The following is a 14,188-nucleotide window of genomic DNA, read 5'->3' on the forward strand; positions in this document are numbered from 1 at the left end:
AATACATAAAGATTCAGAAAATACAAAAAGAATGACATCTAAGCTTAACTATGCTTAAACAGTCATTCTTCTTTTGAGACCCCTATTTAACAATGTGACCTGGATCAATAATGACGAAACCTTTTTCCCTTAGACCATTTACGATCTGTTGTATTGCCTCATTTGTCCATTTACGATCGTGCATTAATAAGTTTGCTCCATCAGAAAGCAAAGGTGTGTGAACCATTATATTAGCTAATTCATCCGCATCTTGATATTCTGGTTCCCAGTCGTATCCATATGTCCAATTCATTTTAATCATGTCTTCTTTTTCAATTATTTTATCAGAGTGTATAGTATTAACTCCAAACGGCGCTCTATAAAATCTAGGTCGTATGCCAATTACTTCTTCAATTAAATCGTTTAACTCTACAATTTCTTTTTCTTGTTCTTCTGCTGAAAGCTGTCCCATATTGGGGTGATTCATTGTGTGATTACCTATTTCAAATCCTAACTCATAAATACGTTCGAGCCGGTCTCTGCCTTCTTCTGTTTGGATAAAATGACCATTCACAAAAAAGATTGCCCCAGCATCGAGCTCCTTCAATTGTTCAGCCATTTCAACACTATAATGTTCAGGGGCATCATCAATCGTTAATAAGACAATCTGTTTATCTGATTCTTGCTTTGAAACAACCCTCCAACTATTTGGGTCAATTTCATATTCCTCCTTACTATCTACAACATTTTCCGTCTCCTTTTCCTTCTTCTCTTCGACTTCCTCTTCAAATGGTTTAGAAGGCTCATTTAGTTCTTCGATTACAACCGAATTCTCTTGAGAAAACTTGTCATCCTCACTTAGTTGAACTTCTTCTGATTGGCATCCAAAAAGTAAGAATAATAAAATAATACCTATTTTCCGTTTCATATTACCATCCTTTCTCTCCACTTATACATGGGAGATTGTGTATAGAGATTTTTAATTTATCCAATACTATTAATTGAAACTTGAACCGGATTTATAAGGAGTATACTTATGAGAAATTGGATTGGCAGACGAGTCATTAAGACGGGACTGGCTGTATTCATTACAGTGATTATATGCCGAATTATTGACCTTCCCCCAACATTTGCAGTGATTACAGCCATCGTCACTACAGAGCCTACAGCAGCAGACTCCCTTAAGAAAGGGATGATTCGCCTACCAGCAGCCGCATTAGGAGCAAGCTTTGCCATAGCAGTTGAATTTATCTTTGGACAAAACGCTATCACTTATGCTCTTGTTGCGATGTTAACAATAATCGTCTGTTCAAAATTAAAATTAGATAAAGGAACACTTGTAGCAACGTTAACTGCAGTTGCAATGATTCCAGGAACAACCGATCATGCTATCTTTGATTTTAGTACGCGAATTTCGGGAACTTCAATCGGAATTCTCGTTTCCACTTTTGTTAATTTTTTTATTTTACCACCTAAATTCGGCCCCATTCTTGTTAAGAAGGTTGACGAACTCTTTATAGAAACAGCCATAAATTTCCGAGCCATTATCCAATCTCATTTTCAGGATGATCCAACCGATAAAACTAAGTATTATCGTCATTTGCATGAAGAATTAACAAAAGCATATCAATTAACTCAATTTCAACATGACGAATGGCGGTACAGACGTTCAAGTGAATTTGAGCGGCGGTCTTTTGATTATTTACAAAAAAAATTAAATTATCTACATCTCATCCTATTTCACATCGGGAAGATCTGTCATCTACGTTTAAATCAGACCTTATCCAAATCTGATGAAAAAATGATTTTATGTGCAATCGAATCATTTTGTACTATTTATAAGGATCGGTTCCACCAAGTAACAACCGACCATTATATTCACATTGAAGGATTGAAGAAAATAGGAAAGCACCAGAAAAAAGACGATACTTTTAGTGCTCAAATTTGTTATGAACTCCTTTCCCTTCATGATGTCACAATTGAACTTTCACAAATAACAGCAGATGAACGTAGATTTTCTATGGAGGAAATGAATTATCCTACCTACATATTTAAAAAACAATTGTCCTATGATTGAAACTAACCAATAAAGGGTAAATTATTTGCGAAGAATTAGCGAAATATGTTACGGTAGAACTTGTGTTTAAGACGAGAAAGGTAGTTGATTATGAAAAAAATTACACCTGTTTTTACAATTTCTGTAGCTATTGCAATAGTCTTTATTTTATGGGGAATCATTGCACCTAATAATCTAGAAGCTATAACGAGTTCAATTCAAGGTTTTATAACAAATGAACTTGGTTGGTTTTATTTATTAGCAGCTACAGGTTTTTTAATTTTTTGCCTTTATCTTATTTTTAGCCCTTATGGAAAAATTAAATTAGGTAAGCCTGAAGATAAGCCAGAATATAATTACATAACATGGTTTGCTTTTTTATTTACTGCTGGTATGGGAATTGGCCTTGTTTTTTGGGGTGTGGCAGAACCACTGTACCACTTCTTTGACCCTCCAACTGCAGAACCAGGTTCTAACCAAGCCGCAGGGGAGGCTATGCGTTATGCCTTTTTCCATTGGGGATTACATCCATGGGCTATCTACTCTGTTGTTGCACTAGCCTTAGCCTATTTTAAGTTTAGAAAAGATTCACCCGGAGTAATGAGTGCCGCTTTACAACCACTACTCGGAGAACGAGCTAATGGTAGTGCAGGAACTGCTATTAATGTGTTGGTTGTTTTCGCGACCATCTTTGGAGTTGCCACTTCATTAGGGTTTGGTGCAGCACAAATTGCCGCAGGTTTATCCTATCTGATTCCTGGTTTACAAACAATGAATCAAGTTCTCTTACAATTATTAGTCATCTTGGTCGTGACGGTTTTATTTATGGTCTCTGCTCAAACCGGTTTGAACAAAGGAATAAGAATCTTAAGTAAAACAAATGTATATTTAGCTATTACATTAATGTTATTTGTATTATTCGTTGGTCCAACTAGTTACATTATGGGTGTTTTCACTCAAGGAGTAGGTAGTTATTTACAAAATTTAGCAGGAATGAGTTTCAGATTAGATGTGTATAATCCTGAAACGACCTGGGTAGAAGGTTGGACGATCTTCTATTGGGCTTGGTGGATCTCTTGGGCTCCATTTGTCGGTACGTTTATTGCTCGTGTTTCAAAAGGTAGAACTATCAGAGAGTTTGTTGTTGGTGTTCTCGCGGTCCCTTCTGTCTTTGGTGCATTATGGTTCGCCGTATTTGGAGGAACTGGTATCCAAATGCAACGTGAAGGCACTGCGGATATCATGGATATTATGACAGACGGTGGAATGGAAGTAGCCCTATTTGCGGTCCTTGAACAATTCCCTTTAGGTCTATTGCTTTCTATTATAGCTGTTTTCTTAATTTCTTCCTTTTTTATTACCTCAGCCGATTCAGCAACGGTTGTGCTAGGAATGCAAACAACAAATGGATTATTGAACCCTCCTAATTCAGTTAAATTTATTTGGGGGATTATCATCTCCGCTACAGCTGCTGTGCTCTTATCCTCGGATAAGGGATTAGGAGCACTTCAAACCGCTGCGATTATAGCAGCACTTCCTTTCACGGTAATTATGATCATGATGGTTATTTCTTTAATGAAATCATTAAAAGCAGAAAAACCTACACTAGCCTCTGAAAAAGAGCGCATCATGATTGAACGTTATGAACTAAAGAAAGAAAGAGAACGATTAAAGGAAGAAAAACAAGCTTTAAAAAAAGAAAAAGCAGAGTTTAAAAAGAAAAAATAAAAAATTGCATACTTATAACCTCTTCAGTCTGACTCAAATAAATATTTGAGTCAGCTTTTTCTTTACAATTTCCTAAATATTTCTATTTCATTACAATTTTATTGCAATTATCTTTTGCTGTTTATTGCGTGATAAAATAAGTTATCAGATTGAAAACTAAGGAAGTGAATGGTATGGATAAGTATATCGAAATGATGATTATAAGCTCGATGCTTTTTTTAAGTTCCTGTTTTCCGCAAGCGTCATCGATAGAAAATCCGATAAGTCAAGATCAAGAACAAACCATTACAGTTTTATTTTCTGATTCCTCTAATTTACATGAAGAAAAAACATATTATGATGCCTTATTAGAACTAAAACAAAAAGATCCCGTTAACGCTCCTTCCTTAATGATTATCGACTCAGAAGAAAGAGACGCTATCCGCTATTTTAATATTGAACAATTTCCTACTATGATCGTTCTTACAGGAGAAAAAGAAAATTTAAGGGTGGAAGGTTCCCTTACGAAAGATGAAATACTTGGGCACTTAAAAGAGGTTTTTCAAATAGAAAAAGATGCTGCAAGCCTCTCATCAAACAGATTATTTTCTAATACATACTGAACGTAAAAGAGGATGAAAAAATAGATTATATAAATCTATTTTTTCATCCTCTTTTTCTTAGTGCATTGGTTGAGAACCCACTCTATAATTTTCATAATATAACTTTTCTGCTTGACCTTTCATTTCGGCCCATGTCGAAAAGCCAGTTATTAAACGCAGATGATCTTCAGCTAAAAAAAGATGTTCCAAGTTATCTTCAGTCAAATCCCTTGTACCAACGATTTCTATGAATTGGTCCCAACTTTCTAAATGGGTGTATTTTTTCATAAATGCATCAGAGAAAAGCAATGGATATGGAATATTATGGAACGCATTAACAATTAACTTAAACAGATTATTTATTATTTTCGTCACCTAAAATCTCTCCTTATTGTTAATACCCTCAATCCCGATTAGACTACCATGTAATAACAATAATAAACCCATTAATCCTAGTTGTCAACTGAGTTTTAATAGGTTATTTCATCTACTTCAATGACAATTAAAAAAGCACCGCATTTCTGCGGTGCTGTCCTATTACTTAACGATGTGAATTGGTGTACCTAGAGCAACTTCAGCTGCTTCCATTGTAATTTCACCAAGTGATGGATGAGCATGGATCGTTAATGCAATATCTTCAGCTGTCATTCCAGTTTCAATCGCAAGACCAAGTTCAGCAATCATATCTGACGCATTCGGACCTGCAATTTGTGCTCCGATAACAAGGCCATCTTCCTTGCGAGTTACAAGCTTCATGAAACCATCTGTTTCATTAAGTGACAACGCACGACCATTAGCAGCAAATGGGAACTTAGAAGCAACAACATCAAATCCTGCTTCTTTCGCTTCCGCTTCTGTATACCCTACACTAGCAAGCTCTGGCTCAGAGAATACAACTGCTGGAATTGCTAAGTAATCAACCTCTGATTTTTCGCCTGCAATTGCTTCAGCTGCGATCTTGCCTTCATAAGATGCTTTATGAGCAAGTGGAGGTCCTTCAACAATGTCACCAATTGCATAAATATTTGATACATTCGTGCGGCATTGCTTATCAATTTTAACTACTCCACGTTCAGTCATCTCAACACCAATCTGTTCAAGACCAAGTTCGTCTGTATTTGGCTTACGTCCTACAGTTACTAAGCAGTAATCAGCTTCAAATACTTCTTCTTTGCCTTTTACTTCAGCAGTAACTTTCACACCAGAATCAGACTCCTCTACACCTTTAGCTAGTGCTTCCATCTTGAATTGTACTCCATTCTTCTTCAAACGGCGTTCAACAAGCTTGGCCATTTGTTTTTCAAAACCACCAAGAATTTGTTTACTACCTTCAAGTACAACGACTTCTGCACCCATATTAGAGTAAGCTCCAGCTAATTCCATACCGATGTATCCACCACCGATAACAACTAACTTCTTAGGAACTTCTTTAAGTGAAAGTGCTCCAGTTGAGTTGATTACTCGTTCCGTATATTTAAATCCTGGGATCTCAATTGGACGAGAGCCTGTAGCAATAATACAATTTTTGAAGTTGTATGTTTGCGCACTTTTCTCATCCATAATACGGACAGAGTTTTCAGAAGCAAAATATGCTTCTCCACGTACGATTTCTACTTTATTTCCTTTAAGTAATCCTTCAACTCCACCTGTTAATTTCTTAACAACTGAAGCTTTCCATTCTTGAACTTTTTCAAAGTTAATTGAAACGTTTTCTGCAATAATACCCATATCATCAGAATGCTTAGCATTATGATAACGATGTCCAGCAGAGATTAAAGCTTTAGAAGGAATACAACCAACGTTTAAACAAACGCCACCCATTTCTCCTTTTTCTACAATTGTTACTTTTTGTCCTAGTTGCGCTGCACGAATTGCTGCAACATAACCTCCAGGACCTGAACCAATAACAAGCGTATCTACCTCATGTGCGAAATCTCCAACAACCATGTACTACCCCTCCATTAATAATAATTGCGGATCATTTAATAGACGTTTCACGTGGTTTAATGCATTCTGAGCTGTAACGCCATCAATTAGACGGTGGTCATAACTTAAAGATAATGCTAACACTGGTGCAGCTACGATCTCACCATTTTTAACAACTGGCTTTTCTTCAATTCGACCAATACCTAAAATAGCTACTTCTGGGTGATTAATAACAGGTGTAAACCAAAGTCCACGAGCAGAGCCAACATTTGAAATTGTGGCAGATCCGCCCTTCATTTCTGCACCACTAAGTTTACCATCACGAGCTTTCGCTGCCAACTCATTAATTTCATCAGCAAGAGCAAAGATCGATTTACGATCTGCATCTTTTACTACTGGAACGAATAAACCATGCTCTGTATCAGCAGCAATTCCGATGTTGAAATACTTTTTGTATACAATTTCTTCGTTTACATCGTCAATAGAAGCATTAAGCGCAGGGAACTTACGTAATGCAGCTGTCAAAGCTTTTACGACATATGGTAAGTAAGTTAATTTTGTACCTTGTGCCGCAGCCATTTCTTTGTACTCTTTACGATGTGCAACTAAGTTAGATACTTCAATTTCATCCATGTGAGTAACGTGAGGAGCTGTATGCTTAGAGTTCACCATTGCTTTTGCAATTGCTTTACGTACTCCTTTAAGAGGTACACGCTCCTCAAGCTCTCCTACAGGAATTGCTACAGGCTCAGCTTTTGGTGCTGCTGTTTGAGTTGAAGTTTCTTCTTTCACTTCTGCTTGAGCTGTCTCTGCTTGAGCACCACCGTTAAGGAATGCGTCGATGTCTTCTTTTAGTACACGTCCATTCTTTCCAGTAGCTGTAACTTTATGAATCGCTACACCTTTTTCACGAGCATATTTACGAACAGAAGGCATCGCTATTACACGAGCATCACTATCAACGTCATCGTTAGCTGTATCCGCTGCAGGCTCAGATGATTTAGCTACTTCTTCCTTAGCAGGTTCAGACTTAGCTTCTTCTTCTGGCGCACTCGTTTCTTCGGCTGGGTTAGCATCTCCAGCATCAATAGTTAATAGAACATCACCAACGATACTAACAGTTCCTTCTTCTACTTTAATATCAAGAACTTTACCGTCAACAGGAGATGGAATTTCTACTACTGCTTTATCATTTTGTACTTCAAGAAGAATATCATCTTCTTTAATTTCATCACCTGGTTTTACAAACCATTTTACAATTTCACCTTCGTGAATACCTTCACCAATATCAGGCAATTTAAACTCGTATGCCACTTGAAGTGCCTCCTTTAATTAAACAGTTAAATTAGTTGAAAAGGAAAGACATCCATCTTTCCTTTTCATACATGTCTATAAAGTCATAATCGTTCTAATTAAAAGTTGATAACTTTCTTAGCTGTTTCGATAATTCCTTTGTAGTCAGGTAACCATGCATCTTCTGCCGCTGCAAAAGGATAAATTGTATCAGGTGCAGCCACACGTAACACTGGAGCTTCCAAGCTAAGAATGGAACGCTCTGTGATTTCAGCTACAACATTAGCAGCGATACCAGCTTGCTTTTGTGCTTCCTGAACTACAATTGCACGATTAGTCTTTTCAACAGATGCAATAATTGTATCAATATCAAGTGGACTGATTGTCATAAGGTCGATTACTTCAACATCAATGCCCTCTTTTTCTAATTCTTCTGCAGCTTTAAGTGAAGAATGGACCATTGCACCATATGTAACAATAGTTAAGTCTTTTCCTTCTCGCTTAATATCCGCTTTCCCTAATGGAATTGTGTACTCTTCTTCAGGTACTTCCGCACGGAAAGAACGGTATAACTTCATGTGCTCCAAGAAAACAACCGGATCGTTATCACGAATTGCAGAAATTAATAAACCTTTAGCGTCATAAGGAGTGGAAGGGATTACTACTTTCAAACCAGGCGTTTGAGCAACTAATCCTTCTAAGCTATCTGCATGCATTTCTGGTGTTTTAACACCACCACCAAATGGTGAACGAACAGTAATAGGTGAAGTTAATTTACCACCTGTACGATAACGCATACGGTTCATTTGGCCAGCAACTGAGTCAAACACTTCAAATAGGAAACCAAAGAATTGGATTTCCATAACCGGACGGAAGCCAGTTAATCCTAGTCCAATTGCTAAACCACCAATACCAGATTCAGCTAATGGCGTATCAAACACACGCTCTTCTCCGAATTCTTTTTGTAGACCTTCAGTCGCACGGAATACACCACCGTTTTGACCAACGTCTTCACCAAACACAAGAACATCTTCATTATTCTTAAGCTCATTACGCATCGCATCCGTAATTGCTTGAATCATAGTCATTTGTGCCATGAGTTACTTCGACTCCTTTGCTGTGTATTCTTCCATTTGCTCGCGAAGATTGTGTGGTAAATCTTCGAACATGAACCCTATTAGGTCCGTTACTTTTTGTTTAGGAGCACTATCCGCTTGTTTCATTGCTTCTTTGATATCTTCTTTAGCTTTTTCAACGACTTCATTTTCTTTTTCTTCTGTCCAAAGACCTTTCTTTTCTAAGAACTTACGGAAACGAACAAGTGGATCTTTCTTTGTCCATTCATCGTCTAAGTCTGAAGAACGATAACGAGTTGGGTCGTCACCAGCCATAGTGTGTGGACCATAACGGTATGTCATTGTTTCAATTAGAGTCGGACCTTCTCCAGCAAGTGCACGTTCACGAGCTTGCTTCGTTGCCGAATAAACAGCTAGAACATCCATTCCATCTACTTGAATTCCTTCAATACCAGCAGCAACAGCTTTTTGAGCAATTGTCTTTGCTGCAGATTGCTTTTCAACCGGTACTGAAATCGCAAAACGGTTATTTTGAACAATAAATACTGCTGGAGCATTGTACGCACCCGCAAAGTTCATTCCCTCGTAGAAATCACCTTGTGAAGCACCGCCATCACCAGTATAAGTAATCGCAATATTATTTTTACCTTTACGCTTAAGTCCAAGTGCAACCCCAGCAGTCTGGATAATTTGAGCACCAATAATAATTTGCGGGAATAAAATGTTTAACCCATCTGGAAACTGACTTCCAGCAAAGTGACCACGTGACCATAAGAACGCTTGATGTAATGGTAAGCCATGGAATACGATTTGTGGAATATCACGGTAACCTGGTAGGATCCAATCATCCTTATCTAAAGCGAATTGACTTCCTAACATTGATGCTTCTTGTCCAGCTACTGGCGCATAGAAACCAAGACGTCCTTGTCTGTTTAATGAGATTGCACGTTGATCCCAAATACGTGTATAGACCATCCGTCTCATAATCTCTTGTAAATTCTCATCACTTAATTCAGGCATTGCAGCTTCGTTAACGACTTCGCCTTCTTCATTTAAAATTTGGAACGTTTCGAATTGCTCCTCAACTTGTGCTAACGTTTTTGTACTCACTACCTTCACCTCTTCCTTTCGAATAAGAAATCACTCATACGTTTTACATGATTGTTATTAATTTGTATAAAGCTATTTGACAAATCTCACAAATAGGTTACCCAAAGTATACTTATCCATAACCTTTTAATAAAGAAAACGCTAGAGAATTTCGCTTTTGTAAAAGAACACTTTATCTGTATTAGTCATTCCAGAAAAAAAGTAATACAACACTGTTCACGGATTTAAGTCTACATTATTTACATAAATCCCGTCAATCCTTTTGACTCAGGAATTTGTAAATCCTTTCATTCTTACCTTTTTCAATATTAAGAAAAAAGTGTTATACTACAATCTATAACAATATTAGTACAGTTCAATTTATTTCTCCATAAAAAAAGCTTAACGTACTATTGATACTGTACGTTAAGCTCAGCGGTTTCATAAAAGTCTTTCTTTAATTGGTTGTATGTATCTGTGGATTCATTAAAAGCTTCTTTCTTTTTTTCGACCTCTACATATAAGTCATTAATGATGTCTATTTGATCTTGAAGTTCTTCAATACTTAGTTCCTCATCTTTTAAAAGTTCAAATAATACTTTATCTTCATGAATTGTTTTCATATAAGTATCATGTAATTCAGAATAATGATCAAATCTTTCCTGCATACTTTCCTTTAATGATTGAAACAGTTCCTCTAAAGATTCATCCTCAAAAGAATCTACTTCTTCTTCTATTTTTTTAAATTCATCAAAACTTTCTTCTATACTTGCTTTTTCAGCAGTAACCATTCCCTCTCTTGCTTCAATAGAAGAAATGGCTTCTTCAACTAACTCAATAATCTGATCCATTTCATTTAAACCTAACGCTATAATTTCGTCAAAAATTTCACTTTCTCTTAATTCAGCTTTTTGTAGAGGTTCTTGTTGTTTTTGAAAAGGCTCTTCAAGTTCTACAGCTGTCTCCAAATGTTGGTAAACAATTTCAGCCGGTTGTTCTTTACAAGCTGTTAATGTTAGTAAAGCTAAAGTTAATAGAATTATTAACCAAATTTTACCTTTCACTTTTGTTCCCCCTAACTCACTTATACATATCACACATATACACTAATCCAATAACTGTAAAATAACAACATTTTTTTACTCCATTCCGTTGCTATTATATGAATGCCTTCTTGTGAATATGAGCCTGTCCAGAAAATAAATAAAAAAGAATCCTGAAAAATGGGCATTCATCCAACCACCCTTTTGGATTTTGCATAATGTAGTTAGTGAATCGCAGCCAATGCGGTGCCTAGAATTAAAGGAGGAATGTAAAATGTACGGATATGGATACGGTACAGGACACGTTGGAGGATTTGGATGTTGCACTGACCCTTGTGGGTATGGTTACGGTGCTCCAGTAGTTGGAGGCGCTTATGCTCCAGGTGCAGGTGCTGGTAGAGGTTTCGCGTTAATCGTGGTACTTTTCATCCTGTTAATCATTGTAGGTGCTTCTAAGTTCGGTCACTGTTAAGAGGATACGAAAAGGAGTTAGGGGAATCCTTAGCTCCTTTTTTTCTAATTTCATTTACGATTGTTATAATACTACTTGATATTTTATTTAATTATTTTTAAAGTAAACTTATCGAATAAAGGAGTGAATACATATGTTAACTATGAAAGACATCGTAAGAGAGGGAGATCCCGTTCTTCGCAAGGTCGCTGAAGATGTCACTCTTCCTGCCAGTGAAGAAGACAAAAAGACACTTCAAGAAATGTTACAATTTGTTATTAACAGTCAAGACCCTGAGCTTGCAGAGAAATACGATCTAAGACCCGGAGTAGGTGTTGCCGCACCACAAATTGGTATTTCAAAAAGAATGTTTGCTATTCATGCAACAGATGAGCAAGATAAATTATATAGCATGGGCTTGTTTAACCCTAAAATCATTAGCCATTCTATTGAAGAAACTCACTTAGAAGGCGGAGAAGGTTGTCTCTCGGTTGATAGAGATATCCCAGGGAACGTTCCGCGATATTCTCGCATTACTGTGAAAGGGACAAACTTAGAGGGTGAGGAAGTTACTTTACGATTAAGGGGGTTCGTAGCAATTGTCTTCCAACATGAACTTGATCACCTAAACGGGATTATGTTCTACGATCGAATAAATGAATTTAAAGATAAATTAAAAAGAGAACTACCTAATTTGAAAGGATGACCCTGCTTTTTGGGTCTTTTTCTTTTTATCCAAATTTTACCTTGAACAGACGTTTCACAACCAACACATACTATTCATACAAACCTTGAATTTTCAATTAGATAAAATGGATAAATATGATGAGAAAGGTGTGAAACATCTATGTTACGTAAATGGAGAAAAAAACTTGTAAAAGGCTGTAAAAATTTGCTTCCAAAAAGTCGATTAGCTGAAGTTTAAAAGATGCTTTTAACGTTAATAATTAGCGATTAGAGATAAGAAGGGGCATTTAATTATCGCTATATAAAAGAAAAACATGAAATACGGTGACATTTGCTTTATAATGAAAATATAACCAATGGTAAGGAGAGGTAATAGCATGATTTTTAAAGTTTTTTTTCAAAAGAATTCTTCTCAGGTTCCGGTGCGTGAATTAACGGAATCTATTTATGTAGAAGGTGAAAGTGAGGCTGACGTTCGTAAGAAATTAGCTTCACGTAACTACAACATCGAATTTGTTACATCAATCTCTGGGGCTCATCTGGAATATGAACAATCACAAGATTCATTCGCTGTGGAGTCTATATAATTCATGAAACAAGTGAAGAACAATCAGACAGCAGTTTTTGCCTTGGGCGGTTTAGGTGAGATCGGCAAAAATACGTACGCTGTTCAATTCCAAGATGAAATTATTTTAATTGATGCCGGAATAAAGTTTCCAGAGGACGAGCTTCTTGGCATTGATTACGTTATTCCTGACTATACGTATTTAGTCAAAAATGAAGACAAAATAAAAGGGCTTTTCATCACCCACGGTCATGAAGATCACATTGGCGGAATCCCATATTTATTAAGAGCGGTGAATATTCCGATTTACGGCGGTAAATTAGCATTAGGTCTTTTAAAAGGCAAGTTAGAAGAACACGGTCTATTACGGAAAGCAAAATTACATGAAGTTCATGAAGACCAAATTGTGAAATTTACAAAGACCTCCGTTTCTTTTTATCGAACAACTCATAGTATTCCTGAGGCTTTTGGGATCGTTGTCAAAACACCTCCAGGTAACATTGTTCACACTGGTGATTTTAAATTCGACTTCACTCCAGTAGGAGAACCGGCAAATTTAACAAAAATGGCAAAGATCGGTGAAGAAGGCGTTTTGTGTTTACTATCTGACAGTACAAATAGTGAGATCCCAGAATTCACAATGTCCGAACGTAAAGTTGGAGAAAGCATCACAAATATTTTCCGAAAAGTAGATGGACGAATTATATTCGCTACATTTGCATCAAATATTCATCGTCTACAACAGGTTGTCGAAGCAGCTGTTCAGAACGGTCGTAAAATTGCGGTATTTGGCCGAAGTATGGAAAACGCATTAAACATCGGCCAAGAACTTGGTTATATCAGTGCACCTAAGTCAACTTTTATTGAACCATCACAAATTAATAAGCTACCAGACAATCAAGTAACTATTTTATGTACTGGAAGCCAAGGTGAGCCAATGGCAGCACTTTCTCGCATTGCTAGTGGTACTCATCGCCAAATCCAAATCATCCCTGGTGACACGGTTGTATTTTCTTCTTCCCCTATTCCAGGTAACACTTTAAGTGTCAGCAAAACGATAAATCAGCTTTACCGTGCTGGTGCAGATGTTATCCATGGCTCTTTGAGTGATATACACACTTCCGGACACGGTGGACAAGAAGAGCAAAAGCTTATGCTTAGATTAATGAAGCCACAGTATTTTATGCCTATTCACGGCGAGTATCGCATGCTGAAAATGCATATAAAATTAGCAGAAGACTGCGGTATCCCTGTAGAAAATAGCTTTATCATGGATAATGGTGATGTTTTAGCTCTTCACCGAGATGAAGCTGGCGTTGTAGGAAAAATCCCTTCCGGTTCCGTTTATGTTGACGGGAATGGTATAGGCGATATTGGAAACATCGTATTACGTGACCGTCGAATTCTTTCTGAAGAAGGTCTTGTTGTCGTCGTAGTGAGTCTTAATATGAAAGAATTTAAAGTTACGGCTGGTCCAGATTTAATTTCTCGTGGGTTTGTGTACATGAGAGAATCTAGTGACTTAATCCATGAGGCGCAAAAGCTATTAGCCAATCATTTAGACTCAGTCATGGAAAGAAAAACAACTCAATGGTCTGAAATTAAAAATGAAATAACAGATCTATTAGGACCATTCTTATATGAACGAACAAAAAGAAAACCGATGATTTTACCAATCATTATGGAAGTTTAAAAAAGGAGGCAGATAGCCTCC

Annotated in this window: 13 protein-coding genes and 1 pseudogene; 7 read left to right on the top strand and 7 right to left on the bottom strand. The window is 37.0% G+C overall.

Annotation, left to right across the window (positions count from 1 at the left end):
* Positions 1 to 82: 82 nt before the first annotated feature.
* A complete protein-coding gene (locus BkAM31D_RS14315; protein WP_084371992.1) occupies positions 83 to 907 on the bottom strand; it encodes a polysaccharide deacetylase family protein in 825 nt (274 codons plus the stop codon).
* 108 nt (positions 908 to 1,015) lie between these two features.
* On the opposite strand from BkAM31D_RS14315, the gene BkAM31D_RS14320 reads away from it, so the two are divergent.
* The 3 genes from BkAM31D_RS14320 to BkAM31D_RS14330 all read left to right on the top strand — a co-directional run bounded on the left by BkAM31D_RS14320 (position 1,016) and on the right by BkAM31D_RS14330 (position 4,365).
* Positions 1,016 to 2,056, top strand: coding sequence for an FUSC family protein (locus tag BkAM31D_RS14320; RefSeq protein ID WP_066150723.1), 1,041 nt, complete (start codon positions 1,016 to 1,018; stop codon positions 2,054 to 2,056).
* A gap of 90 nt (positions 2,057 to 2,146) precedes the next feature.
* A complete protein-coding gene (locus tag BkAM31D_RS14325) occupies positions 2,147 to 3,763 on the top strand; it encodes a glycine betaine uptake BCCT transporter (RefSeq protein ID WP_066150726.1) in 1,617 nt (538 codons plus the stop codon).
* 173 nt (positions 3,764 to 3,936) lie between these two features.
* Positions 3,937 to 4,365, top strand: a complete 429-nt coding sequence (locus BkAM31D_RS14330) for a thioredoxin domain-containing protein (protein ID WP_066150729.1) — start codon at positions 3,937 to 3,939, stop codon at positions 4,363 to 4,365.
* 57 nt (positions 4,366 to 4,422) lie between these two features.
* Here the strand turns inward: BkAM31D_RS14330 and BkAM31D_RS14335 are convergent, their stop codons facing one another.
* The 6 genes from BkAM31D_RS14335 to BkAM31D_RS14360 all read right to left on the bottom strand — a co-directional run bounded on the left by BkAM31D_RS14335 (position 4,423) and on the right by BkAM31D_RS14360 (position 10,792).
* A complete protein-coding gene (locus BkAM31D_RS14335; RefSeq protein ID WP_066150732.1) occupies positions 4,423 to 4,719 on the bottom strand; it encodes a hypothetical protein in 297 nt (98 codons plus the stop codon).
* 162 nt (positions 4,720 to 4,881) lie between these two features.
* The gene (lpdA, locus tag BkAM31D_RS14340; RefSeq protein ID WP_066150735.1) at positions 4,882 to 6,291 is read right to left on the bottom strand and encodes a dihydrolipoyl dehydrogenase; all 1,410 of its coding nucleotides are present in this window, start codon (positions 6,289 to 6,291) and stop codon (positions 4,882 to 4,884) included.
* A 3-nt stretch (positions 6,292 to 6,294) separates the two neighbouring features.
* Complete coding sequence (locus BkAM31D_RS14345) at positions 6,295 to 7,584, bottom strand: dihydrolipoamide acetyltransferase family protein (RefSeq protein ID WP_066150738.1); 1,290 nt, start codon at positions 7,582 to 7,584, stop codon at positions 6,295 to 6,297.
* A 98-nt stretch (positions 7,585 to 7,682) separates the two neighbouring features.
* The gene (locus BkAM31D_RS14350) at positions 7,683 to 8,660 is read right to left on the bottom strand and encodes an alpha-ketoacid dehydrogenase subunit beta (RefSeq protein WP_066150741.1); all 978 of its coding nucleotides are present in this window, start codon (positions 8,658 to 8,660) and stop codon (positions 7,683 to 7,685) included.
* Positions 8,661 to 8,663: 3 nt separating this feature from the next.
* Positions 8,664 to 9,749, bottom strand: coding sequence for a pyruvate dehydrogenase (acetyl-transferring) E1 component subunit alpha (gene pdhA / locus BkAM31D_RS14355; RefSeq protein WP_066150744.1), 1,086 nt, complete (start codon positions 9,747 to 9,749; stop codon positions 8,664 to 8,666).
* A gap of 389 nt (positions 9,750 to 10,138) precedes the next feature.
* Positions 10,139 to 10,792, bottom strand: coding sequence for a YkyA family protein (locus tag BkAM31D_RS14360; RefSeq protein ID WP_066150747.1), 654 nt, complete (start codon positions 10,790 to 10,792; stop codon positions 10,139 to 10,141).
* A 376-nt stretch (positions 10,793 to 11,168) separates the two neighbouring features.
* Between BkAM31D_RS14360 and BkAM31D_RS24400 the strand changes: the two are divergent.
* From BkAM31D_RS24400 to rnjA, 4 genes and pseudogenes are all read left to right on the top strand, one after another.
* Positions 11,169 to 11,243: pseudogene (locus tag BkAM31D_RS24400) on the top strand (YjcZ family sporulation protein); the annotation flags it as partial.
* Positions 11,244 to 11,376: 133 nt separating this feature from the next.
* Positions 11,377 to 11,928, top strand: coding sequence for a peptide deformylase (gene def / locus BkAM31D_RS14370; protein ID WP_066150755.1), 552 nt, complete (start codon positions 11,377 to 11,379; stop codon positions 11,926 to 11,928).
* Positions 11,929 to 12,286: 358 nt separating this feature from the next.
* Positions 12,287 to 12,496, top strand: coding sequence for a DNA-dependent RNA polymerase subunit epsilon (locus BkAM31D_RS14375; RefSeq protein WP_066150759.1), 210 nt, complete (start codon positions 12,287 to 12,289; stop codon positions 12,494 to 12,496).
* A 3-nt stretch (positions 12,497 to 12,499) separates the two neighbouring features.
* Complete coding sequence (rnjA, locus tag BkAM31D_RS14380) at positions 12,500 to 14,167, top strand: ribonuclease J1 (protein WP_066150762.1); 1,668 nt, start codon at positions 12,500 to 12,502, stop codon at positions 14,165 to 14,167.
* The last annotated feature ends 21 nt before the right edge of the window (positions 14,168 to 14,188 follow it).

The sequence above is a fragment of the Halalkalibacter krulwichiae genome, from assembly GCF_002109385.1.
Lineage (GTDB): Bacteria > Bacillota > Bacilli > Bacillales > Bacillaceae_D > Halalkalibacter > Halalkalibacter krulwichiae.

Coding starts and splice junctions, on each gene's coding strand:
- BkAM31D_RS14315 (WP_084371992.1), bottom strand. CDS start 907: ATGAAACGGAAAATAGGTATTATTTTATTATTCTTACTTTTTGGATGC.
- BkAM31D_RS14320 (WP_066150723.1), top strand. CDS start 1,016: ATGAGAAATTGGATTGGCAGACGAGTCATTAAGACGGGACTGGCTGTA.
- BkAM31D_RS14325 (WP_066150726.1), top strand. CDS start 2,147: ATGAAAAAAATTACACCTGTTTTTACAATTTCTGTAGCTATTGCAATA.
- BkAM31D_RS14330 (WP_066150729.1), top strand. CDS start 3,937: ATGGATAAGTATATCGAAATGATGATTATAAGCTCGATGCTTTTTTTA.
- lpdA (WP_066150735.1), bottom strand. CDS start 6,291: ATGGTTGTTGGAGATTTCGCACATGAGGTAGATACGCTTGTTATTGGT.
- BkAM31D_RS14350 (WP_066150741.1), bottom strand. CDS start 8,660: ATGGCACAAATGACTATGATTCAAGCAATTACGGATGCGATGCGTAAT.
- def (WP_066150755.1), top strand. CDS start 11,377: ATGTTAACTATGAAAGACATCGTAAGAGAGGGAGATCCCGTTCTTCGC.
- BkAM31D_RS14375 (WP_066150759.1), top strand. CDS start 12,287: ATGATTTTTAAAGTTTTTTTTCAAAAGAATTCTTCTCAGGTTCCGGTG.
- rnjA (WP_066150762.1), top strand. CDS start 12,500: ATGAAACAAGTGAAGAACAATCAGACAGCAGTTTTTGCCTTGGGCGGT.